The sequence below is a fragment of the Micromonospora sp. CNZ299 genome (genome assembly GCF_002754415.1).
In genome coordinates this window covers 3,923,350-3,945,567 of the sequence record NZ_PEFG01000001.1, presented here as the reverse complement: position 1 = coordinate 3,945,567, position 22,218 = coordinate 3,923,350, and the positions used below count along the sequence as shown (strand labels likewise).

The 22,218-nt window shown below is 67.0% G+C and carries 21 protein-coding genes; 16 read left to right on the top strand and 5 right to left on the bottom strand.

The window, feature by feature from the left end:
* Window positions 1-84: 84 nt before the first annotated feature.
* Both CLT68_RS18440 and CLT68_RS18435 read right to left on the bottom strand, forming a co-directional pair.
* Window positions 85-654, bottom strand: a complete 570-nt coding sequence (locus CLT68_RS18440; protein WP_088947639.1) for a DJ-1/PfpI family protein — start codon at window positions 652-654, stop codon at window positions 85-87.
* An 89-nt stretch (window positions 655-743) separates the two neighbouring features.
* Window positions 744-1,487, bottom strand: coding sequence for a GntR family transcriptional regulator (locus CLT68_RS18435; protein WP_099852368.1), 744 nt, complete (start codon window positions 1,485-1,487; stop codon window positions 744-746).
* A 461-nt stretch (window positions 1,488-1,948) separates the two neighbouring features.
* Between CLT68_RS18435 and CLT68_RS18430 the strand changes: the two genes are divergently transcribed.
* The 8 genes from CLT68_RS18430 (at window position 1,949) to cspE (ending at window position 10,958) form a co-directional block, all read left to right on the top strand.
* A complete protein-coding gene (locus CLT68_RS18430; RefSeq protein WP_486482440.1) occupies window positions 1,949-3,313 on the top strand; it encodes an extracellular solute-binding protein in 1,365 nt (454 codons plus the stop codon).
* An 80-nt stretch (window positions 3,314-3,393) separates the two neighbouring features.
* Window positions 3,394-4,260 (top strand): carbohydrate ABC transporter permease, encoded by an 867-nt coding sequence (locus CLT68_RS18425; protein WP_225854939.1) that lies wholly within the window; start codon window positions 3,394-3,396, stop codon window positions 4,258-4,260.
* Entirely contained in the window at window positions 4,260-5,171 is a 912-nt protein-coding gene (locus tag CLT68_RS18420) for a carbohydrate ABC transporter permease (protein WP_099852363.1), read from the top strand. The genes CLT68_RS18425 and CLT68_RS18420 overlap by 1 nt, the downstream gene beginning before the upstream one ends.
* Complete coding sequence (locus CLT68_RS18415; protein WP_088947634.1) at window positions 5,171-6,238, top strand: ABC transporter ATP-binding protein; 1,068 nt, start codon at window positions 5,171-5,173, stop codon at window positions 6,236-6,238. The genes CLT68_RS18420 and CLT68_RS18415 overlap by 1 nt, the downstream gene beginning before the upstream one ends.
* Complete coding sequence (locus tag CLT68_RS18410) at window positions 6,238-7,314, top strand: ABC transporter ATP-binding protein (RefSeq protein WP_099852361.1); 1,077 nt, start codon at window positions 6,238-6,240, stop codon at window positions 7,312-7,314. Before CLT68_RS18415 ends, CLT68_RS18410 begins: the two co-directional genes overlap by 1 nt.
* Window positions 7,315-7,586: 272 nt before the next feature.
* Window positions 7,587-9,047: an NAD-dependent succinate-semialdehyde dehydrogenase gene (locus tag CLT68_RS18405; protein WP_099852359.1), complete on the top strand. Its 1,461-nt coding sequence runs from the start codon at window positions 7,587-7,589 to the stop codon at window positions 9,045-9,047.
* 108 nt (window positions 9,048-9,155) lie between these two features.
* Window positions 9,156-10,409, top strand: a complete 1,254-nt coding sequence (locus CLT68_RS18400; RefSeq protein ID WP_099852358.1) for an iron-containing alcohol dehydrogenase — start codon at window positions 9,156-9,158, stop codon at window positions 10,407-10,409.
* Between the two features lie 345 nt (window positions 10,410-10,754).
* Complete coding sequence (gene cspE / locus CLT68_RS18395; protein ID WP_013283833.1) at window positions 10,755-10,958, top strand: transcription antiterminator/RNA stability regulator CspE; 204 nt, start codon at window positions 10,755-10,757, stop codon at window positions 10,956-10,958.
* 82 nt (window positions 10,959-11,040) lie between these two features.
* Here the strand turns inward: cspE and CLT68_RS18390 are convergent, their stop codons facing one another.
* Window positions 11,041-11,397 (bottom strand): nuclear transport factor 2 family protein, encoded by a 357-nt coding sequence (locus CLT68_RS18390; RefSeq protein WP_099852356.1) that lies wholly within the window; start codon window positions 11,395-11,397, stop codon window positions 11,041-11,043.
* Window positions 11,398-11,730: 333 nt separating this feature from the next.
* Between CLT68_RS18390 and CLT68_RS33845 the strand changes: the two genes are divergently transcribed.
* Together CLT68_RS33845 and CLT68_RS33195 are read left to right on the top strand one after the other, a co-directional pair.
* Window positions 11,731-11,865: a hypothetical protein gene (locus tag CLT68_RS33845; protein ID WP_255508804.1), complete on the top strand. Its 135-nt coding sequence runs from the start codon at window positions 11,731-11,733 to the stop codon at window positions 11,863-11,865.
* Between the two features lie 414 nt (window positions 11,866-12,279).
* Complete coding sequence (locus CLT68_RS33195; protein WP_099852355.1) at window positions 12,280-12,495, top strand: hypothetical protein; 216 nt, start codon at window positions 12,280-12,282, stop codon at window positions 12,493-12,495.
* A 206-nt stretch (window positions 12,496-12,701) separates the two neighbouring features.
* On the opposite strand, the gene CLT68_RS32850 is transcribed toward CLT68_RS33195, so the two are convergent.
* On the bottom strand, window positions 12,702-12,875 hold the full coding sequence (locus CLT68_RS32850; RefSeq protein ID WP_158240895.1) for a hypothetical protein: 174 nt from the start codon (window positions 12,873-12,875) through the stop codon (window positions 12,702-12,704).
* Window positions 12,876-13,251: 376 nt separating this feature from the next.
* Here CLT68_RS32850 and CLT68_RS18380 point away from each other — a divergent pair, with 376 nt between their 5' ends.
* The 5 genes from CLT68_RS18380 (at window position 13,252) to CLT68_RS18360 (ending at window position 18,308) form a co-directional block, all read left to right on the top strand.
* Complete coding sequence (locus CLT68_RS18380) at window positions 13,252-14,133, top strand: GNAT family N-acetyltransferase (RefSeq protein WP_199177075.1); 882 nt, start codon at window positions 13,252-13,254, stop codon at window positions 14,131-14,133.
* A 253-nt stretch (window positions 14,134-14,386) separates the two neighbouring features.
* On the top strand, window positions 14,387-14,821 hold the full coding sequence (locus CLT68_RS18375) for a VOC family protein (RefSeq protein WP_099852351.1): 435 nt from the start codon (window positions 14,387-14,389) through the stop codon (window positions 14,819-14,821).
* A gap of 41 nt (window positions 14,822-14,862) precedes the next feature.
* Window positions 14,863-15,162, top strand: coding sequence for a hypothetical protein (locus CLT68_RS18370; protein WP_255508803.1), 300 nt, complete (start codon window positions 14,863-14,865; stop codon window positions 15,160-15,162).
* Between the two features lie 534 nt (window positions 15,163-15,696).
* Complete coding sequence (locus tag CLT68_RS18365; protein WP_486482223.1) at window positions 15,697-16,560, top strand: MFS transporter; 864 nt, start codon at window positions 15,697-15,699, stop codon at window positions 16,558-16,560.
* On the top strand, window positions 16,557-18,308 hold the full coding sequence (locus tag CLT68_RS18360) for a sugar-binding domain-containing protein (protein WP_099852349.1): 1,752 nt from the start codon (window positions 16,557-16,559) through the stop codon (window positions 18,306-18,308). Before CLT68_RS18365 ends, CLT68_RS18360 begins: the two co-directional genes overlap by 4 nt.
* A gap of 56 nt (window positions 18,309-18,364) precedes the next feature.
* Here CLT68_RS18360 and CLT68_RS18355 read toward each other — a convergent pair whose 3' ends face one another.
* Window positions 18,365-18,544: a transposase gene (locus tag CLT68_RS18355; protein WP_099852347.1), complete on the bottom strand. Its 180-nt coding sequence runs from the start codon at window positions 18,542-18,544 to the stop codon at window positions 18,365-18,367.
* Between the two features lie 770 nt (window positions 18,545-19,314).
* On the opposite strand from CLT68_RS18355, the gene CLT68_RS18350 reads away from it, so the two are divergent.
* Entirely contained in the window at window positions 19,315-21,834 is a 2,520-nt protein-coding gene (locus CLT68_RS18350; RefSeq protein WP_099852345.1) for a S8 family serine peptidase, read from the top strand.
* Window positions 21,835-22,218: the final 384 nt, after the last annotated feature.

Below are 22,218 nucleotides of genomic sequence, written 5' to 3'. Positions count from 1 at the left end.
CCCGTGCCGCTCTCCAGGACGTGGACGGGTGAGCCGTCGACTGTGACGGTCCGAAGTGCCGTCACCGGGGCAGGGCAGGTGTACTCATGCCGATGCGGGGCTGACGGACTTCGAAAAGACCTCCATCATCGCCCTGCCGAATTGCGGCATGTCGGGCCAGCCCCGGCAGGAGACGAGGTTGCCGTCCACGACGTCGGGAGCGTCGATGACCGTCGCGCCCGCGTTTTCCATGTCACCGGTGATCGGGGGGAAGCACGCCGTCTTTCGACCCTTCAGCAGCCCGTACACCGCTGGCACCTGCGCGCCGTGGCACACCAGCGCGATGGGGAGGTTGCGCGCGAAGAAGTGCTCGGTGATGCGCCTGACGTCGGCGTCGACCCGGATCCACTCGGGGGCACGTCCCCCGGGGATGATGAGGGCGTCATAGCGCTCGACGTCGACCTCGGCCCAGGGCACGTCGACCGGCAGCTTCCGGCCGTTCTTCTCCACGTAGGCGTCGGAGTTGGGGTCGAACTCGTGGATGACCAGTTGCACGTCACGCATCGTCCGTGACGAGACGTCAACGTCCCAGCCGCCCTCCTGCACGCGATAGTAGGGGTACATGGTGTCGAGCTCCTCGGCGGCGTCGCCGGTCAGGAGCAGCGCTCTGGGCACCTGCTTCTCCTCGCATCTGGGGGCGGGTGAGGTGGATCCAATCCGATCCGATCAGGATTGAGTTAGCATTCCTCGGCCCAGCGTGCCCGTCAAGCCTCCACCGCCACTCCTTCCGCGCCCTCGACCTCGTCGAACAATCGTCGGAAACGCTCGCCGGACCGCAGAATGTGCCGACGCATCGCGTAGGCGGCGGCGTCGGGGTCACGCGCGGCGATCGCGGCCACAATGTCCTCATGCTCGGCCATGGCCAGGTGAGTGACCTGGGTGTCGTGGTGAAGCCGGAAGAGGTGCACATGGCTGTGCAGGCGAGCGAGCGCTTCACGGATGACCTGGTTCTCCGCGCTCAGGGCGACGAGATCGTGAAAAGCGGCGTCGCGTAGCCCGAAGGCGCCGTAGGCCATCGGCTCGTTGCCCCCCTCCAGCTCCGCCATCTCCTCCAGCATTCGTCGCAGACCGGCCACCTGCTCCGAGGACGCGCGTTCCGCGGACCTGCGCGCCGCCGCTGGTTCGAGGAGCAGCCGGACCTCGAGCATGTCCTCGAATCGGTGACGGGTGATCTGAGGAGGAATGCGGTAGCCGGCATGAGGAACACGTACGACCAGGCCCTCGGCCTCCATGCGGTTCAGAGCGTCTCGGATCGGCGTCTGCGAGACTCCCAGCTCTCGCGCGAGGACGTCGATCGTGACGCGGGAGCCAGGCTCGATCCGTAGCGACATCAGCTGTCCGAGCAGCGTGTCGTACACCTCGTCGGCGAGCCGGCCACCAGATCTTCCCGGCGGCATTCCGCCCGTAACGGCCCTACGGCCCCGCGCGATCATCGCTTCGTCGTCCATCGTGACGTGAGGTCCTTCCTTGCGTCTTCGGGAAGCTGTTGACATCGATCGCAGCCCTGCGGGATGCTGACGCCCCCACTCGGATCGTATAGGAAAGGTGTCGGATGCCCGCCATCCCGCACCCACGGCCGGGCCACCGGCCATCGCTCTACTTCGATCACCTGAAGCTCCCCTAGGCATGTTCGACGTCCTGCTCGGTTCGTCACCGGGCCGTAGATGGGCCGAAGGACTGTTCGACAGCATGACGACCCAGTACAACGCGGCGCACTCGTGACGCCGGTCCGCGGGTCGGCCCCGCGACAGCCCGGCAACACCCCTGCACAACCCAGCAACTGCTCGGCGAAGCACATAGCGAGGTTCTAGAAGTCCCCACCCAGAAAGCAGGCATAAAAATGCGCCATCCGAAGCGAATAAGAAGAATGTCCGCTCCCGGTCGAAAGGTACGGCTGGCGACGGTGGCCATGCTGCTGGTGGCCACGACCGTGACGGCTTGCGGCGATGACAAGGACGACGGCGGGAAGACGAGCGCCCCCAAGGCGCCGGCGACCATACCGGAGCTCACCAAGGACCCGCTGAACCTCAGCTTCATCTGGTTCGACTGGCCGCCTGCCAAGGCACTGGAAGCCTTCGCGAACGCGGAGTACAAGAAAGAGCGGCCGAACGCGACCATCAAGGTCAACACCGTGCCGAACGCCAACTGGCACGACGCGATGTTCACCCAGTTCGCCGCGCGCAAGACCGACTTCGACATCGCGATCCTGGACTCGCAACACATCGGCGAGGCCGTGACGAACGGCAACATCCTCGACCTCACCGACTTCGTCAAGAACAACATCGACGTCACGGCCTACACCCCGTACCTCCTGGCGGCGTACGGCCAGTTCCCCCAGGCGGAGACCGGCAAGCGTGACGAGAACGCCAGCCTGTACGGACTGCCGCTGCTCGGCGACACCTGGACGATGATCTACCGCAAGGACCTGATCGGCGACAAGCCACCGCAGACCTGGGACCAGATGATCTCAGCCGCCGAGAGGTGCCAGGCGGACAACCCTGGCGTCAGCGGGCTGGCTTTCCACCAGGCCAACGGCTCCGACGCCGCGGCCGTCACCTACAACACGGTCAACGGCGTCTACGGCGGCAACCTCTGGGACCCCAAGAACCGCAAGATCGAGGGCGTCCTCAACGACGCTGCGGGCCAGGAGGCGATGGACGTCCTGGTCAACAAGATGAAGCCGCTGACCGCCAAGGGCTCCGGCAACTGGTTCATCGACGAGGTGAACGCGGCGGTCGCCCAGGGCAAGGCCTGCATCGCGTTCAACTGGATCGCCGCGAGCGGCGGCCTGCTCGATCCGAAGCAGTCGACGCTCGGCACCACGCGGGAGCAGATTCTCGACAAGCTGGGGTTTGCCACCCTGCCGAGCCAGAAGACGAACCTGGTGCCGCTCGGCGGTATGGGGATGCACGTGTCGGCCTACTCCTCCACGGCAAACCAGGCGGAGGCCCTGAACTTCATGAAGTGGTTCGAGCGGGCTGACATCCAGAAGAAGTGGGCCGCGGCGGGTGGCGTGCCATCGCGTACGGACGCCCTGGAGTCGCCCGAGTTCCTCAATGCCGGGCCGTTCAACCAGGTGTACACCGACTCGGTTCCGCGGATGCGGGACATGTGGAACGTGCCCGAGTACGCGCGCCTCGTCGACATTGAGAACACCAACGTGAACGCGGCTCTCAACGGCGCGAAGAAGCCGAAGGATGCGCTCGACGACATCGCCAAGGAGCAGCAGAGCGTGCTCGACTCGAGCAGCCGCAAGGGCGGCGGCGGACTGTGAGTGACGCCGTCCCTCTGAAGACCGATCACCCCGGGCAGGTGGCGTCCGCGACGCCACCTGCACCGGGTCGGTCCCGCCGGTTGAGCGACCGCTGGCTCGCCGTTACCTTCATCTCCCCCGCGATGCTGCTGTTGCTCGCCATGTCGGTGTTCCCGTTGCTGTGGGCGTTGTACCTGTCTTTCACCGACTACTCGGCCACTCGCGGAGGGCCCGCCAATTTCATCGGGTTCGGGAACTACACCGCCATCCTGACGTCGGCGCAGGTCCACACGCGTGCCTTGACGACGTTGATCTACGTGGTCGGCGCGGTCGGCCTGCAGACCGTGCTCGGATTCGGCATCGCCTACCTGATCTCACGGCGCACGCATGGGCGAGGAGTGCTGACCACTCTGTTCCTGGTTCCGATGATGCTGTCACCGGTCGTGGTCGGGCTGTTCTGGCGATTCATGCTCGACGCGCAATTCGGTGTGGTCAACAGCATGCTCGGCTCGCTCGGCCTGGGGCAGGTGGAGTGGCTCACCCGGCAGCGAACAGCACTGCTCTCCCTGATCGTGGTCGACACCTGGCAATGGACGCCGTTCATCATGCTCATCGCGCTTGCGGGCCTCACCGCGGTTCCCAAGTACCTCTACGAGGCCGCCTCGATCGACCGGGCGTCGGAGTGGTTCCGGTTCCGCACCATCACTCTTCCGCTGGTATGGCCACTGCTTCTCATTGCCGTGATGTTCAGGGCCATCGAGGCATTCCGGCTGTTCGACCTCGTCTACATCCTCACCAACGGAGGTCCGGGTGTCTCCACCGAGACGTTGTCGTTCCACATCTACAAGGTCGCGTTCCTGGGCTTCAACACCGGAACCGCTTCGGCGTACGGGATCCTCATGGTCCTCGTCGTCATCGTCCTCACGCAGTTCTACCTGCGCTACCTGAACAAGCTCAAGGAGGGCTGATGGCCGTCTCCGTCGACGAGGCCGTGTCCACAGGTCCTGCCCGGGATCACACGCCCCCCACGCGCCGCCTGGGCGGACGGGGTCGCTCCGCGCTGGAGGTCACGCTGCTGACCGTGCTGGCCGTCGTGATGCTCTTTCCGGTGCTGTGGATGATCGAGACGTCCATCAAGGAAAACCGGGACGTCTACGCCATCCCGGCCAAGTTCTTCGACTTCACTGTCACTCTGGCCCATTACAAGGACGTGTTCTTCGCCCCCGACGGCGGTCGCTCGGCCTTGTCCGTCTCGTTCCTCAACTCCGTCGTGGTCGCCGGAGCTTCCACGGTGCTGGCCACCGTGCTGGGGGTCCCGGCGGCCTGGGCCTACTCACGCTTCGCCGTCAAGGCCAAGAAGGACCAACTGTTCTTCATCCTGTCCACGCGCTTCATGCCGCCTGTGGTGGTCGTGATCCCGATCTTCCTCATGTACCGCCAAGTCGGACTCATCGACAACAAGCTCGGCTTGATCCTCATCTACAGCGCTTTCAACGTCCCGTTCACGATCTGGATGATGAAGGGGTTCGTCGACGAGGTGCCCGCGGAGTACGAGGATGCCGCCATGCTCGACGGCTACACCCGTTTGCAGGCGTTCCGGCGATTCACCCTCCCCCTGCTCGTGCCCGGCATCGCCGCGACGGCGGTCTTCGCACTCATCTTCTCGTGGAACGAGTTCGTGTTCGCCACCTTCCTCACCTCCAGCGACAGCGTCCGGACGGCCCCACCCGCCATCGCCGGCCTCATCGGCGGCACCACCACGGACTGGGGTCTCGTGGCCGCCGCCTCCGTGGTGTTCGCCCTACCGGTGCTCGTCTTCGCGTACCTGGTGCGCAGGCACCTCATCGCCGGTGTGACGCTCGGGGCGGTGCGACGCTGATGGCGGGCATCGAGGTGACCGCCCTGCACAAGCGCTACCCGGACGGGACGGTCGCGGTCGACCACGTGGACCTGTCCATCGACGACGGCGAGTTGTTCGTGATGCTCGGCCCTTCGGGTTGCGGCAAGACGACCACGCTGCGGGCCATAGCCGGCCTGGAGAGGCAGACGACGGGCGACATCCGCATCGGTGACACGCTGGTCAACGACCTGCCGCCCGCTGAGCGCGACATCGCCATGGTGTTCCAGTTCTACGCTCTCTACCCGCATCTGAAAACCCGCGACAACCTGGCGTTCCCACTGCGGGCCGAGGGACTGCCCAAGCCGGAGGTGCACAAACGGGTTGAAGAGGCCGCCCGGCTGATGCGGCTTGGTCCGCTCCTGGACCGGCGACCGCGCCAGCTGTCCGGTGGGGAGCAGCAGCGCGTCGCGCTTGCTCGCGCCCTGGTGCGACGGCCGCGCGCTTTCCTCATGGACGAACCTCTCACCAATCTGGACGCCGAGTTGAGAGCGGACATGCGCACGGAGATCAAGCACCTGCAGGGGGAACTGGGGGCGACGATGGTCTACGTCACCCACGACCAGGTCGAGGCGATGTCGCTCGGTCACCGAATCGCCATCCTCAACAAGGGCCGCGTCGAGCAGATCGGCACACCGTTGGAGGTCTACGACCGTCCGGCGAGTCTTTTCTGCGCCGCATTCATCGGTTCCCCGCCGATGAACCTCATCGACGTGGAGGTTGCCGACGGGAAGCTGCGCGGTCAGGGCGGACTGGTCCTCACGCCACCGTCAGGCCTGCCGCGCGACCGTCGCCTGGTCGCAGGCGTCCGGCCGGAGGCGCTGGAAGTCACCGCACCAGGGGCGGAACGTTCGGTCCCTGCCCGCGTGGTCTCGGCGGAGTGGCTGGGCGACGAAATCATCTACGTGGTCGACCACAGCGGCCAGCGCGACGTCCGGGTTCGGATGCCACCGACTGTCCGTTTCGCCGCTGACGCAACTGTCGGGTTGCGGCACACCGGCGGGACCCCGGCGGTCTACGACGTGAGCACGGAAGAGCTGGTGGCCTGATGGGAACCGTGGCAGTGCACGGGCTGCGCAAGTCCTTCGGAAAAGTCCAAGCCCTGGACGGGGTGACGCTGGACGTGCCGGACGGCTCGTTCTTCGTCGTGCTCGGGCCCTCCGGGGCAGGCAAGACGACGACCCTGCGAGCGATAGCCGGCCTGGACAAGCTTGACGCCGGGTCGGTGCATCTGGACGGCAGGGACGCGACCGGTGACGCCCCGGCCGCACGCGACCTGGCCATGGTCTTCCAGAGCTACGCCCTCTACCCGCGACACACGGTGTACGAGAACATCGCCTCACCGCTGCGGGCACGCCGCTGTTCTCCAAGCGAGATCGCCGCTGCCGTCGAGCAGATGTCGAGCCTGCTGCACATCGAACGTCTGCTGCAGCGTCGTCCCGCGCAGTTGTCGGGCGGTGAGATGCAGCGTGTCGCCCTGGCTCGGGCACTGGTCCGTCGCCCGCGCGCGTTTCTCATGGACGAGCCGCTGACGAACCTCGACCTCAAGCTCCGCGTCGAGATGCGCACCGAGCTCACCCGCATCCACCGGAGCCTCGGAGCGACCTTCGTCTACGTGACCAACGACCAGGTCGAGGCCCTTTCCATGGCCGACCAGGTCGCGGTCCTCAAGGAGGGGAAGGTGCAACAGGTCGGAACGCCGACCGAGGTGTACGAGCGTCCAGCCAACCAGTGGGTCGCAGGATTCGTCGGGAGCCCGCCGATCAGCCTGCTCGCCTGCCACGCCGAGGGCGATCGTCTGGTCGGCGCTGAAGGGTGGACGTTGCCGAGGCCCCGCTGGACCACGGCCGAGGACGGTCGTGCGCTGATGCTGGGCCTGCGCGCGGAGGACCTGTCCGTCGAGCAGCGTGGGAACGCGTCGTTGTCGGGTGAGCTCTACGGGCTTGAGCCGCTCGGTGACCGGACGGTGGTCGACGTCCGAGTGGGGACGGAGATCCTCAAGGTCAAGGCAAGACCCACCGTCACCGGTACGCCGGGCGAGCGGCTGCTTGTCACTGTCGACCTGGATCGTGCGCACCTGTTCGATGCGGGCACCGGGCTGTCGCTGTCCGAGGCGGGGCGGTAACCGCGCCGGGCGGCGACGGCAACATGCGCCCGTACGGGGCAATCGAGCGTCGGACCGTCACCGGTGCGCACGGCCTGACGACGGTGGGACGGCCGTGGCCCGAGAAGGCGACCGGTGGCGCGGGGGCGTCGCGCTGCAGACCGGGCCAGGGCGACTTCCGACCCGCTCGGCGAGCTCGCCCCGACGAGACCGTGTGACCCGTCCGTCTACGCGCACAGGGCGATCGCTGAGGCACGCCGGACATCACCAGGAAGATCACAGGAGGCGACGCGATGAGTGACCCGATGAAGGTCCTGGCCCCCGAGCACCGGCGGCTCCGGATCGGCGACGCCTGGCGCGACGCCGCAAGCGGAGCCACCTTTGACGTCGAGGACCCGGCCACCGGCAAGACCATCGCCGAGGTGGCGGACGCCGACGTCGTCGACGGGCTCACCGCTCTGGACGCGGCGAGCAAGGCAATGGCGGAGTGGGCGGCCACCCCGCCGCGGAAACGGTCGGAGTTGTTGACCGCGACGTACCGGGCACTGACCGAGCGATCCGAGGAGGTCGCCCGGCTGATAACGCTCGAGATGGGCAAGCCGCTCGCCGAGGCTCGGGGAGAGGTGGCCTACGGCGCCGAGTTCTTCCGGTGGTTCGCCGAGGAGGCGGTACGCGTCGAGGGGCGCTACAGCACCGCTCCGGCGGGTGGATATCGCATCCTCACCGTGCCGAAGCCGGTCGGACCGTGCGTCTTCGTGACGCCCTGGAACTTTCCGTTGGCCATGGGTGCCCGCAAGATCGCTCCTGCGCTGGCCGCGGGCTGCACGACGATCACCAAGCCAGCAGCCCAGACGCCACTCACCATGCTGTTCCTGGCCCGCATCATGGAGGAGGTCGGCGTTCCCCCGGGCGTCGTCAACGTGGTGACCACCAAGCGCGCCGGCGCGGTGGTCTCTGCACTGCTGGCCGACAGTCGGACCCGCAAGCTCTCGTTCACCGGGTCGACCGAGGTCGGGCGCGTGCTGCTACGACAGGCTGCGGACAACGTGCTGCGTACCTCAATGGAACTGGGCGGCAACGCGGCCTTGATCGTGTGTGCCGACGCTGACCTGGACGTCGCGCTCGACGGTGCCATGGTGGCCAAGATGCGCAACATCGGGGAGTCCTGCATCGCGGCCAACCGGATCTATGTCGAGGAGCCGGTGCGCGAGGAGTTCACGGCGCGCTTCGCCGAGCGGATGGGCGCGCTTGCGGTGGGCCATGGTCTCGACGAGGGTGTGGACGTCGGGGCGTTGATCGACGAGGCCTCGGTCACCAAGATCGACGAGCTCGTCGCCGACGCGGTCGATCGCGGCGCCCGGCTCCTGGTGGGCGGCGAGCGCCCGGATGGGCCGGGCCACTTCTACCCGCCTACCGTCCTCGTCGACGTGCCCGAAGATGCGCGGATGCTGCAGGCGGAGATCTTCGGGCCGGTGGCGCCGATCATCTCGTTCACGTCCGACGACGAGGTGATGGCGAAGGCCAACGACACCGAACACGGCCTGGCCGGATACATCTTCACCCGTGACCTCCAGCGGGCGCTCCGGTTCGCTGAGGGGCTGGAGACGGGGATGCTCGGCATCAACCGTGGCCTGATATCGGACCCGTCAGCTCCGTTCGGAGGCGTGAAGCAGTCCGGGATCGGCAAGGAGGGGTCGCACGAGGGCGTCCTTGAATACCTCGACCTCACCTACGTGGCGATCGACCTACCGTGACCGCCTGCGCCATCCGGGCGGCCAACCTTGCCGACGCCGTCCCGGTCTCGCAGGTGACCTGGACGTTCGCCCAGCACATCGCCGCCGACGTTCCGGAGAGGCACTGACATGCTTGAGACCTTCCGCGGACCACGCCAGCTGATAGTGGGCGAAGGGGTCGCGCAGAACATCCCACGAGTGGTGGCCGAGAGTGGCTCGCGAGTCCTCATCGTGACCGACCAGGTTCTTCTGGGGCAGCCGGGCGTGGCCGAGATCGTGGCCGCCGTGCGGGAAAAGGTCAAGGTCGTCGGGGTATTTTCCGACGCGACTCCAGACGTGCCACTCTCCGATGTCGCCCTGGCCCTCTCGGTCGCCGCCGAGGTGGACGCCGACGTGATCCTCGCCATCGGGGGTGGCACGGTGATCGACCTCGCCAAAATCGTCGGTGTGATCCGACGCCACGGTGGGACGCCGCGCGACTTCTACGGCGAGTCGAAGGTGCCGGGGCCGACGCTTCCTCTCGTCGCGGTCCCGACGACGTCAGGCACCGGCTCCGAACTCACACCCGTCTCGGTGTTGACCGACCCGGACCGCGAGCTGAAGGTGGGGGTTTCCAGCGTCCACATCGTGCCCGACTTCGCCATCGTCGACCCCGAACTCACCTACACCTGTCCTGCGAACGTCACCGCCCACTCCGGCATCGACGCGTTCTGTCACGCGGTGGAGAGCTACACCGCGCGACCCCGGGCCCACGGACCGCGGGACCCGGTGGAGCAGGTGTTCCTCGGCCGCAACCCGATCACCGACCACTACGCGCTCCTGGCCGCGGAGCGGATCGCCCGTAGCTTGCGGCGTGCTGTCCGGGATGGAGGTGACACGGACGCGCGCGCAGACATGTCCTACGGTTCCATGCTCGCCGGCCTCGCATTTTCCCACGCGGGCAACGCGGCCCCGCACGCTCTCCAGTACCCCATCGGCGCAGCCACGCACACCCCGCACGGCCTGGGCGTCGGGCTGCTACTGCCCTACGCGCTGGACGCGGCCAGGGATGCCATCAGCGACCGGCTGGCCACCCTCGCCGCGGTGTGCGGTCTCGACGTGAACGACGCCTCGGATGCCGAGGCCGCAGACACGTTCCTCACCTGGCTCGACGGGCTCCTTGCCGACATCGGCATCCCTCCCACCTTGGCGGACATCGGCGTGGCACGCGCCGACCTCCCGCGCTTCGCGGAGATGGCCAGTGGCGTCACCCGCTTGATACAGAACCATCCAGGCCCGGCCGACACCGCCAGCCTGACCGCGATCCTCGAAGCGGCCTGGACCGGGGATCGGACCCGACACGTCCTGACTCCGAGCGGAGACAGTGACCGGCCTTCCACATGACGACGAGTCCCCTGTGGGGCGGCCAAGGCGAGCGCGAGCCGGCCGCCAGGGTGATCGCGACGGCGACGGCCCGGGCGACGTTCGCTTCGCGGTTGTGGGGCCCCCGGCGGCATCGATGAAGCAGCCAGGTGACCAGGTCCGCTCACCTCCATCGGAGCGGCGGCGGATCATGTGCTACGGTAACCGAGTTGCAGTTTTGATTTCCGTAGACGTTTTTCAGCGCCTGATGGGGTATCAAACCCATCCAGGCGCTTTTTCGTTTTCGTGTCGTTTCGACGCGGGTGATCAACGCAGCGGCGTAAGGGTCCGCACAGTGCGGTCTCTAACAGCCTGCGAGGAGCAGACATGACTACAGGTACCGTGAAGTGGTTCAACGCCGACAAGGGCTTCGGCTTCATCAGCCCGGACGACGGCGGCGCCGACGTCTTCGCCCACTTCTCCGCGATCTCGGCGAGCGGCTTCCGTAGCCTCGACGAGAACCAGAAGGTGGAGTTCGACATCACCCAGGGCCAGAAGGGCCCGCAGGCGGAGAACATCCGCCCGCTCTGATCCACACTCTGCTAACGGCGGCCCGACTGATTCAGCGGGCCGCCGTTCGGCGTTTCATGCGCTCACCACGGCATCTCCACGCTCACTGGACTGGGACGAAGGTGGCGGCCAACACCCGCCAGTTGCCGTCCTCACGCACCCACAGCCGGGTATAGCGCAACCGCGCGGACATAACGGCACCGCCCTGAACGGCATCCACCGCAGCGACCGTGCGGGTCACCCCGGTCTCACCGTCTTCCTGGACGTCGAGCGACTCCTCCACCAGGTTGGTGATTCGCAGGGCCCCCGAGCGGTAGCTCTCCAGGTCATCTTCCTTGGTAAAAACCGTGCCATCCGGTCCAGCACCCACGACCTGGGGGTGCAGAAGCGCGTCGAGGGACTCGACATCGGCGGCGCGCTGAGCGGCTTGAAGCTGCCGTTCCGCAGTGTGGAGATCCATCCAGCGATCCTCCACAGCGCCCCGCAGCAGGACAAGCGGATTCGCTCGCGGCAGAACGGCAATGTCAGCCCAGTACGGCGTTCGCGGCACAACCGAACTTCGGCATGCCCGTCATGACCCGCTTACCGGAGGGATGGGGTTCGTGTCGGTGAGGCGACACGAACCATCGCCCGCCACCGGAGATGCATGCCAACGTTGGTAGGAGCTGGAACAGCGTAGGGTCAGTGTGCAGTGAAGACTTCGCGCCGCCGTGCGAGTCTTCCGTCACCTGCACGCCGCGATCAGGCGAGTACCACGCTGCACGTTCACCGACCTGCTCCAGGAGGTTCGATCATGTCCAAGGACTCGACGAGCAAGGCGAACGTCAAGAAGAAGGGTAAGACGATCAAGGAGAAGCAGACTGCGAAGCGCCTGAAGCGCGACGAGCAGAACGGGAATTCTTCAAACATCGTGTCCACCGGGCGCTGACGCCGGCAGCATCGCTCAAATGTCCAAATGCGGCGATGAAGGTGGGGGCTGACGATCGTCGGATCCCCACCTGCCGCTGCGGCATAGATCTGCGGCAGGGCCGCTCGGCTGCCCTCGCCGACACCGCTCGGGAAGTTGCACGACACTGTCGTCCACACCGATGCCCCGTCAATGGAGTCACGTCCGGGCGGTCGCTGCCAGAGCGGACAGTGCCGTGCTCACCACGTCCGACACCGACGGGTACATCCGCACGCGCTGAGCGCGAGGACCAGCGGCGACCCGCTCAAGGGCACCCCCGCCGGCCTGGATCGTCGGGGGCCGACCATCCCGGCGCTGTCAGCCGCTGGTTGCGCTGGCCGACATACGGGCGCGGTACGCGGCGACGGCCGCACGATTTCCGCAACGACCGTCGCAGTGCCTTCCGACGCGGAACTGCGGCGCCGCGGGGTCACTGTCCTGCCCGTCAGCCTGGCCGAGGCGGTTGCCGCGTTGGAGCGCGACGAGCTGTTGATGTCGGTGCTGGGTTCGCCGCGCCGGGACCTCTACACCGCGATCAAGCGCGAAGTCGTTCGCGACCTGGCGGCGATGCCCGAGTCGGAGGTGTACGCCCTGCACAACACCCGGTTCTGACCCGGATACGCAGGGTTGCCGGCTCGGCAACGCGCCGGCAACCCGTGAGGCAACCCCTGTGCCGGCACGCTGTCACGCTGCCCCCCGGCGTGGCTATACTCCTTTTCAACCACGCCCTTGCCGGCCGAGCCGCCACCGGCTGAACCGGTCCGGTGCCCGTTCGTCCTCGGCGGCACGCCCTCGGGAGCAGGCCGGGTCAGCAACGGTCAGCCAGCGCAGACACGGCGCAGCGACCGGCCGAACGCCTCGATGTCGGCAAGGCTGTTGTAGTGGTGCACCGACGTGCGCACGAACCGTTCGATCCCGGCCGCGGCCAGGTAGAGCGGGGTGTGTGCGCCGACGCCGACCCATGTGTTGAGCCCCGTCGGCGAGAGCGTCACGGATCCGTTCCGGCAGCAGCCGGTCGTGCGTAAAGGACGCGAAGCCGCCGTGTCGGCTGCCGGGCATCAGTGGCCGGGCACCGGGTGTCTACCGAATGGTGGCGGTCAGTGCCGCGTACACCTCGGCTGTCGGCGCCGGCGACGCGGCGCGGGCGTACTCGGCGGCGGCGAGCAGGCCGAGCACCGCGGCGTTGCCGCGCTCGGCGGTCTCGAACCGGGCCGCTGCAGCGGCTGGCGCACAACGCGACCGCGGCGCACAACCTGGAGTTGGCGGCGGAGGCCTGGCGCAGTCTGGCTGAGACACTGTCGGCTTCGGCCAGGCTACGGGGAATGAGCGCGCGACCACCGGCGAGCAGCGGAAAGGACGGTTGAGATCGTGGGAGAGACGCAGATCAGGCCGATGCGGGTCGAGGACGTGCCAGCCGCCGAGCGAGCCTCGGCGGTGACCTTCTTCGAAGGCGACCGGCTCAGTCGCCGGGTGAGTGAGCCGGAGGTTCAGCCCCGGTCCGCCGCGGTGGGCAAGCAGTGGATCGACCGGATATCGTACCTCGTCGAGACCGATCCGGGCGGCTGTTGGGCGGCCATTGACGGTGACGACATGGTCGGCTTCGCCATCTCGCAGAATCGGGAACAGGTCTGGTATCTGGCCACGTACGGCGTGCTGCCCCAGCACCAGGGGCGCGGGCTGGGCCGACAGCTGATGGACGCCGTCCTGGCCCATGCCGATGGGCGTCCGGGGCTGTTCTCGTCGACAGTGCACCCGGGGGCCACCCGCCGCTACCGGTTGGCGGGTTTCCTGCTCTATCCGCAGATGCGCATGGTGGGCACCGTGGACCGGTCCACGCTGCCGACGGTCTCCGGCCTGAGCGAGGGCGACGAGAACGACATCGAGTGGATGGATCGGCTGGACGTGAGCCGGCGCGGCGCCGGGCACGGCCCCGACCACGAATACATGATTCGCCGGATGCGTCTGGTGGTGTCCCGGCAGTCGGGTCGGCAGGGGTACGTGTTCATCGACGAGGATCTCGGGCAGGCGAAGCTGCTGGCGGCCCAAGACTCGCAGACGGCGTCCTCACTGCTGTGGGAGGCGCTGGCCTCGTCGCACGGGCCGACGCTGATCAACTGCATCACCACCGCCAACCACTGGGCGATCGACGTGGGGCTCGCCGCCCGGCTGGACATCGGCCAGGAGGGCTATCTTGCGCTGCGGGGCATGACGGAACCCACGCCGTACCTGGCCAGCGGCCACTTCCTCTAGCCAGCGCGGCCCTGGTCGTCCGGTGTGGGCGGCGTCGCCACGGCGGGGCCGCCCACACCGGGCAGCCTCGTCAATTTGGGTTCACCACCGGTGGCGCCGGATTCATGGGATGGGGCCAACACTGGCCGCCAGTAAGCCATGGTTTGACGCTGCTTAAACGACGTCTCGTAGCTCCTTACCGCCCGATGCGGATCCGGACGCGACGTGACCCGGTTAGATCTGAAGCATCAGAGGGGTGCAATACGGTCCCGGCATGGCAGTCACCATTAGTCTGACGCTCGACTCCACCGACGCTCAGGTGCTCGCCCCGTTCTGGAAAACGGCCCTGGGCTACATCGACGAGCCGCCGCCCCCGCCGTTCACGACGCGTGAAGAGTGGCTCGCACAGTTCGACCTGCCGGAGGACGACCTTCCCGAGCATTCCGCGTGGCTGTGCGATCCCGACGGCATCGGCCCCCGCCTCTCCATCCTCAACGTCCCCGAGCCCAAGACCGCGAAGAACCGACTCCACATCGACATCCGGGTGCCGGGCCACGGCAGCCCCGACGAGCGGTGGGCGCGGATCCTCGCGGAGGCCGATCGCCTGGTGAGGGCCGGCGGGACGGTCCTGAGAGCGGACGACCGGCACCACGTGGTGATGGCCGACCCGGAGGGAAACGAGTTCTGCGTCGCGGCGTCGGCGGCGTAAATGGCGGCGGGTCGGCGCCGGCCTCGGTAACGTCGGCGGGCATGGCTGACGTCGTCGTGATTCCGGGCCGCGCATTCGGGCCGGGCGCACCCCTGCTCATGTACGCCGGCGATGTGGCCGAGACGCGCGGGGCGACGGTACACCGCCACTCGTGGTCCCAGGAGCCACCAAGCCCGGATGAGCCAGGGATCGAAGGCTGGGTGCGTGGCGAGGTCACCCCGCTGCTCGACACTGTCGGTGGTCGACCATTGCTGATCGCCAAGTCGCAGTCGCGGCGCTGGTCGTCGGTGGCCGGGCCGGTTGAGTACGACCACCCGCAGCCGAGACACGGACATCTGTAGAATCTCTCTCACTTTCGGGCTGCCCCCGGCTCGGCTAGCAAGGACGGTGCGCTGTGTCCGTACCCACCGCCACCGGTCCCGCGACGTTCTCCCCCGCCGGCCCCGGTGACCCGCGGCTCGGCAGACGCGCCTGGACCTCACTGGTGCTGCTCGGCTTCGTCGGCCAACTGGCCTGGGCGGTCGAGAACATGTACCTCAACGTGTTCGTCCACGACACGATCACCGATGATCCGACCGCCATCGCGACCATGGTCGCGGCGAGTGCGCTGGCCGCGACGGCGGCCACCGTGCTGATCGGAGCGATTTCCGACCGGTCCGGCCGTCGCCGGGCCTTCATCGCGGGCGGCTACCTCGCCTGGGGTGTCGCCACTGCGGCATTCGGCCTGCTCACCGTGGACGGCATTGCCGCACTGGCACCAGCGGCCGACGCGGTGCTACTGGCCCTGCTCGCCGTGATCGCGTTGGACTGCCTGATGTCGGTCGTTTCTCGGCTCGGGTGCCAACGACGCCGCGTTCCAGGCCTGGGTGACGGACGTGACCCGACCGGCGAACCGAGGCCGGGTGGAGTCGGTGCTGGCCGCGATGCCGCTACTGGCCATGCTCGCCGTCTTCGGCGGGTTCGACGGTCTCACCCGCGCCGGCCAGTGGCGGACGTTCTTCCTGATCGTCGGTGGGATCATCGCCGCGGTCGGGGTGCTGGCCTGGTTCCTGGTCCGCGACGAGCCCGTGCCCGTCCGGCGGGGCGAGCGCCTGCTCGGCTCGATGTTGCACGGGCTGCGCCCGGCTGCCGTACGCGCCAACCCCCGGCTCTACCTGGCGCTGGCCGCATGGTCGATCTGGGGTGTCTCGACCCAGGTCTTCCTGCCATATCTGATCATCTACCTGCAGCGCTACCTGGACATCGGGGGCTACGCCCTCGTGCTCGGCGTCGTGCTGCTCGGCGCCTCCCTCGTCAGCGTGGTCGTGGGCCGGTTCATCGACCGGATGGGCCGGGTCAGTTTCCTGCTGGCCGCCGTCGCCGTGTACGCGGCCGGTCTGTTCTCGATGTACCTGGCCCGGGGCACCGGCCAGGTGATCGCTGCCGGACTGCTGATGATGTCCGGCTTCATGCTGGTGCTGGCCCCGATCGGGGCGCTGGTACGCGACTTCTCCCCGCCGGAGCGCGCCGGCCACGTACAGGGCCTGCGCATGATCTTCGCGATCCTGGTGCCGATGGTCGTCGGGCCCTACCTCGGCGCGGCGGTCATCAACGGCGCCGGTGAGACCTACACCGACCTCGGCGTGGTCAAACAGGTGCCGACGCCGGGTATCTTCCTGGCGGCGCTGGCAGTGCTCGCCCTCATCCTCGTGCCGGTGCTGGCGTTGCGCCGCCGGTACGACTCGGCGACGCGCGGATGATCCGGCCACTGCTGACCCCGTGGGGCGAGACGCTCGACCCGGACCGGCCGTTGCCGGAGTATCCCCGCCCGCAACTGGTCAGGGACAGTTACCTCAACCTCAACGGCCGCTGGCAGTACGCGATCACCGACAGCCACCAACAGCCGCAGGGGTACGGCGGGGAGATCATCGTGCCGTTCTCGCCGGAGACGCCTCTCTCGGGCGTCAACCGGCAACTGCTACCGGGCCAGACACTGTGGTACAGCCGGATCTTACGACTGCCCGACGGTTTCCGGCCCGACCCGTCGGCGCGGGTGCTGTTGCACTTCGGGGCCGTCGACCAGACCTGCGAGGTTTTTGTCAACGGCACGCCGGTGGGCAGGCATACCGGCGGCTACCTGCCGTTTCACTGCGACATCACCGGCGCGTTGCACGACGATGACAACACGCTGGTCGTCGCGGTACGAGACGACACCGACACCGCCCACCACTCGCGCGGCAAGCAGCGGCTGCGCCGCGGCGGAATCTGGTACAGCCCGCAGTCCGGGATCTGGCAGACCGTCTGGGCCGAGTGCGTGCCCGCGCGGCACGTACGGCGACTCAGCCTGACCCCGCTGCTCGACGAGGGCTGCCTCGAGGTGACGGTGCACGCCGACCCGGGCGCCCTCGATCCGACGGTAACGATCCTGGCCGGCGACGACGTGGTTGGCGTGGCGCAGGCACCCGCCGGACGGCCGGTTCGCGTTCCGGTCCCTGCGGCACGGCGGTGGAGCCCCGAGGACCCGTACCTCTATGGGGTGGTTGTGGACCTGGGCGACGACCGGGTCCGCAGTTACGTCGGCATGCGCTCCTTCGGCGTCGGCCCCGCCCCGGACGGCACGCCACGGCTGCTGCTCAACGGCGCACCGTACTTCCACGCCGGCATCCTCGACCAGGGCTACTGGTCCGACGGCTGGTACACGGCCCCCTCCGACGAGGCCCTGGTCCACGACATCGCGACCATGAAGCAACTCGGCTTCACCATGCTCCGCAAGCACATCAAGATCGAGCCGGCGCGCTGGTACTACCACTGTGATCGTCTCGGCATGCTGGTCTGGCAGGACATGGTCAACGGTGGTGGCCGGTACCGGCCGCTGGTGGTCACCGCTCCGGCGGTCAGCCCGCTGAGGCTGACCGACCGACGCCGGCGGTGGTTCGCCCGCGACGACGACGCCGGGCGCGAGCAGTTCCGGGCTGAGCTGCACGACACCGTCGAGCATCTGCGCAACGTCGTCAGCATCGCCGTGTGGGTGCCGTTCAACGAGGGGTGGGGTCAGTTCGACGCCGCCGCGATCGCCGCCGAGGTCGCCGCACTTGACCCGACCCGCAGTGTCGACCACGCCAGCGGCTGGCACGATCAGGGCGGCGGCGACCTGCGCAGCCTGCATGTCTACTTCCGCCGCTTCCGGGTGCCGCGGCGCGGCCGGGACCACCGGGTGCTGGTGTTGTCCGAGTACGGCGGCTACAGCCTTGCCGTCAGCGGGCACACGTCGACCGATCGCGAGTTCGGCTACCGCCGTTTCCGCGACGCGGCGTCGCTCGGTGCGGCTTTCCGCCGACTGCACGCCGAACAGATCGCTCCGGCGATCGCCAAAGGTCTGAGCGCCACGGTCTACACCCAACTCTCCGATGTCGAAGACGAGGTGAACGGTCTGCTCAGCTACGACCGTCGGCTGCTCAAACTGCCCGCCGAGCTCGTGGCAGAGGTCAACCGGCAGCTACGTCTCTGACGAGGGCTACCAGCGGTTACGTGCCTCCTCGGCCCAGCCGAGCAGATACGAGGTCGCTACCACCACACCAAGACCTGCTCAGCCCGCCGGCGGTGAGTCAGCTCAGTCCGGGAAGTAGGAGCCCTGGCGCAGTTCGGGATCCGAAGGTCGATCGTTGCGGCCCGGGCATCCCGCTCCCTCCGCCGGTAACCGTTGCGGGAGTTGGCCCGCTCGTCGCTGCGCTGCCGGTAACCCACGCCGCAGACCGCGTCGGCTTCGGCGGGTCACTGCCTGCGCGAACGTTCTGATCATCGCTGCAACAGATCCGGCGACGTGCCCGCGATCTGCTCGCACAGCAGGTCAGCAGGGCTCACGCCCTCAGATACGGCCATCGCGCATCACACTCCTTCACTCGGACTTTGCCGCCTCGAAGGATCGCGCGGTGGCCGTCTCTTATCTACGCAAGAAGCCCATTATGAACAAGTCGTACACCACTTCCGTGGATGTAACCTGTGGCCCAGCGCACAACAGTTACATGAACGATATGGGCGGTCACTCAAAACGTTTCTGGTAGACAGATTTGCCCCCTTGACGAAGGAGTTCTATCGCAGTCTAATTTGGGGACCATGCAGGGAGGCCCACTCGTGGGAGCGATCCAGTCCGCCGTTCTGACGTGGCAGGGGTTCCCTCTGATCGCGGTTGCCACCACAAAGGTGCGCGCACCGCGTCGGCTCGCAATGGCTGTTGCCGGTTGCCGGGCTTGCGCCGTCTGCACTGCCACTGGCTTGAAGCGTTTCCGGCGTCGAAGTCACCCTCGGTACCGGCCCCAACAGCAGTTGGCACCCGACGTTCATGCTTCGGCTCGCGCCGCAGTCGGGATCCCGAATAAAGCCGTCGACATCCGCCTGGCAGAAGCGGCAGAACGGCACATTATTTTGTCCCGACCAGCGCGGGTAGCCCATAGCCCTGGGACGCAACGGGCCGCCCTGGTCCGTTAGATATCTCGACCCATCGGAAGGAGTCGGAGATGAGCATGAGGTTCGTGAATCGGCGGCAGTTTCTGCGTCGGCTGGGAGGTGCCCTTGCTGCCGGAGGAGGCATCGCGTTGTTTCCGGCGGGGTTCACCTCGGCATCGCCAAAGGCCGGTCCGACATCGACCCCTGGTCATGCAGGCGGCGGGCCGGCGTACCCCGGAGACCCCGGCTTTGTCGCCACGAGGCCAGGGGAACTAGATGCCGCTAAAGCCAGTTGGGAAACGCCGGAATATGGTTATTATACCGGCCATAATCCGTCTAACCCTGGCGCAGCTGTCGATTCCCCATGGCAACTTGTCGCGGTGAACGCGTCCACCGCCTACGCCCTAGGGTACCGCGGGCAGGGCGTCGCGCTGGGCATGATGGATTCGGGCTACAGGCCTACACACGAAGCATTTCAGACCGGGCTGATCGTTCCGGTGAGAGCGGAGGGCGTCTACGGCACGTCCGGCTTCGGGTACCGAAACGCAGCAACCCCGGCGAACCCGTTCACTGCAGGCCAGCCGTTCACTGTGGCCGGTGATCAGGCAAGAACAAGTGACTACGGGCACGGGACCGGCATGCTTGGGGTTACCTCCGGCATCCGCGATGTCAAAGACCAGCACGGCATCGCCTTTGGATCGAAGATGTACGTCGCCATGACCGGCGGTTCCGACACCCAGTCCCACGGCCCCTTCCACGATTACGTGTACTGGCGTACCGCCAACAAGGCCCTGGTCGACGCCGGCGCCCAGGTCATCAACAGCAGTTGGGGATCGTATGTCCAGACCATTGACAGGACCCGCTTTGACGGCCTAGGAAACGACCTTGGAGTCAATGGCAACCTCGCCAACGCCTATCAACTGCGTGGCAAAGACAGCGCCAGCGCCACGGCAATGGCGACCATTATCCCGAACGAGTACTTGAAGGATCTGGAGTACCAGTATTTCCTCTTCAAGAAGAGCTATTCCAAGGACGGCATCCAATACAATCCGAGCTACGCCGGACGATCCTTCATGGATGCCATCTGGGACACCATCAAGGACAGCGGTACCGTCAACGTAAGGTCGGCCGGCAACAACGACTGGAGCAACCCGTATTTTCGCCCGGCGTATCCCATCTTCAATCCCCTGGCGGAAAAGCAGTGGGTATCCGTCGGCGGGGTGCAGCCGCCCACTGCGGCCAATCCTGAATACACAAAGCAGTCCGGGTACAACGAGGCAGGGCTCGCCAAATGGTGGACCGTGTCCACTCCGTCGAACAGTGTTCGGACCACGAACAGCGGTGGTGACACGAACTATTCAAACTCGAGCGGCACATCTCCGGCAACGCCCGTTGCGACAGCGGTGATGGGGGTTCTGCTCTCCCGCTATCCGAACATGGACGCCAAGCAGGTCCGTGATCTGATGTTCACCACGGCGAACAACAAGATGTCCGACGGTGTGAGGTTCCTCGGCACGGGTCAGACCTCCCCCTCCGGCGCATCCATCGCCTGGACCGCTCCCGACGGCGTTCCGGACGCGCGCTGGGGCTGGGGCATCCCCGATCTGGACAAGGGCATGTATGGCCCCGGCCAGTTCCTGAGCCCCATGACCTACAACATGGACAAAGCGCCCCTGGACGTCTGGTCGAACGACATCAGCCAGATCGCGATCAAGGAAAGGGAGCTGGAGGATCGGGAGTGGCTGGCGGCCTACAAGAAACAGGGCATCGCCTTCGCCGGTGAATTCAGCCCCAACGTACTGAGCCCGGACGGCAAGCTCAGCGAAAACGCCTTCATGCTTCAGGGCATTCTGGCTGATCCTTACGTCCAAACCATCACCAACGGCCACCCGGAACTGTACGACAAGATTGGCTATGAGGACGCCACCAAGTGGCGTAAGGAATGGATGGACGCGCGCGCGGCCTTCATTCAGAAGAACATCGACAACAACCTCTACACGGCTTCTCTGACCAAGCAGGGCCCCGGGACGCTGATCATGTCGGGCGACGACACCTACGAGGGCGGCACGACGGTTGAAGGCGGTAAGCTTTCGATCACCGGCTCACACGCAAGCTCGATCCACGTCAAGGGCGGCACGCTCGGCGGCAGCGGTTTCGTGGCAGGCAGCATCGACGTCGACAGCGGCGTGCTGCAGCCCGGTCTGTCGTCCGGGGAAGCGGCGTCAGCGGTGTCCATCACTCTCACCGACGTCGCGCCGGGCAACGTCCTGAACGTCGGCGGCGACGTGACCGTCAGCCGAGCGGGTCGCCTCGCCATCACCATCTCCGGCGACCACGACTACACGAGCGTGCGGGCTGCGGGTGACCTGGTGCTGAGCGGCGAACTCACCCTGGACATTCGCGCGCCCCTCACTCCCGGCACGGTACTGACGATCATGAGCGGCGACTCGATCAGGGGCAACTTCCGTTCCCTGCCGGAACGGCGGGTCCTGAAGGCGGGCCACCACATGTTCAGGGTGTCCTACCAGGGCGGCGACATGACGCTGACCGCCGTGCGGACGCTGCCCGGGGCACGGTCCGGCGGCGCCTAGCCGCACGTAACCTGGCCAGCCAGCCTCAGGTTCCCCTGAGGCTGGCTGGCCAGGCCTCCGCCCAACGTGAGAGGTGGTTCTTGCCGTCGCGTTAGGACTCGAGGAACATCCATGCCTGTCCGCTCGTCCACGACTGCCCTTGCGCTTGCGCAGTGGTGGCAGCGTCGTCAACGCGGCCGCGCCTGTCCTACTCCCATACTCGGTCGCGGCTCGTAAGCTGCGGTTTCGCGGGTCGGGCCCATGGTGGATGGTCGCGCACCGTCAGGCGTGGCTTCCCGGGGCATCTCTGCCGCGCCCCTGTCCCTCGCCGTAGCGAGACGTCCCGCCCAGCGCCCGGGGTCCCCCGGATCCTGGCCATTCACGTACCGTGGTCCTACCTTGCCG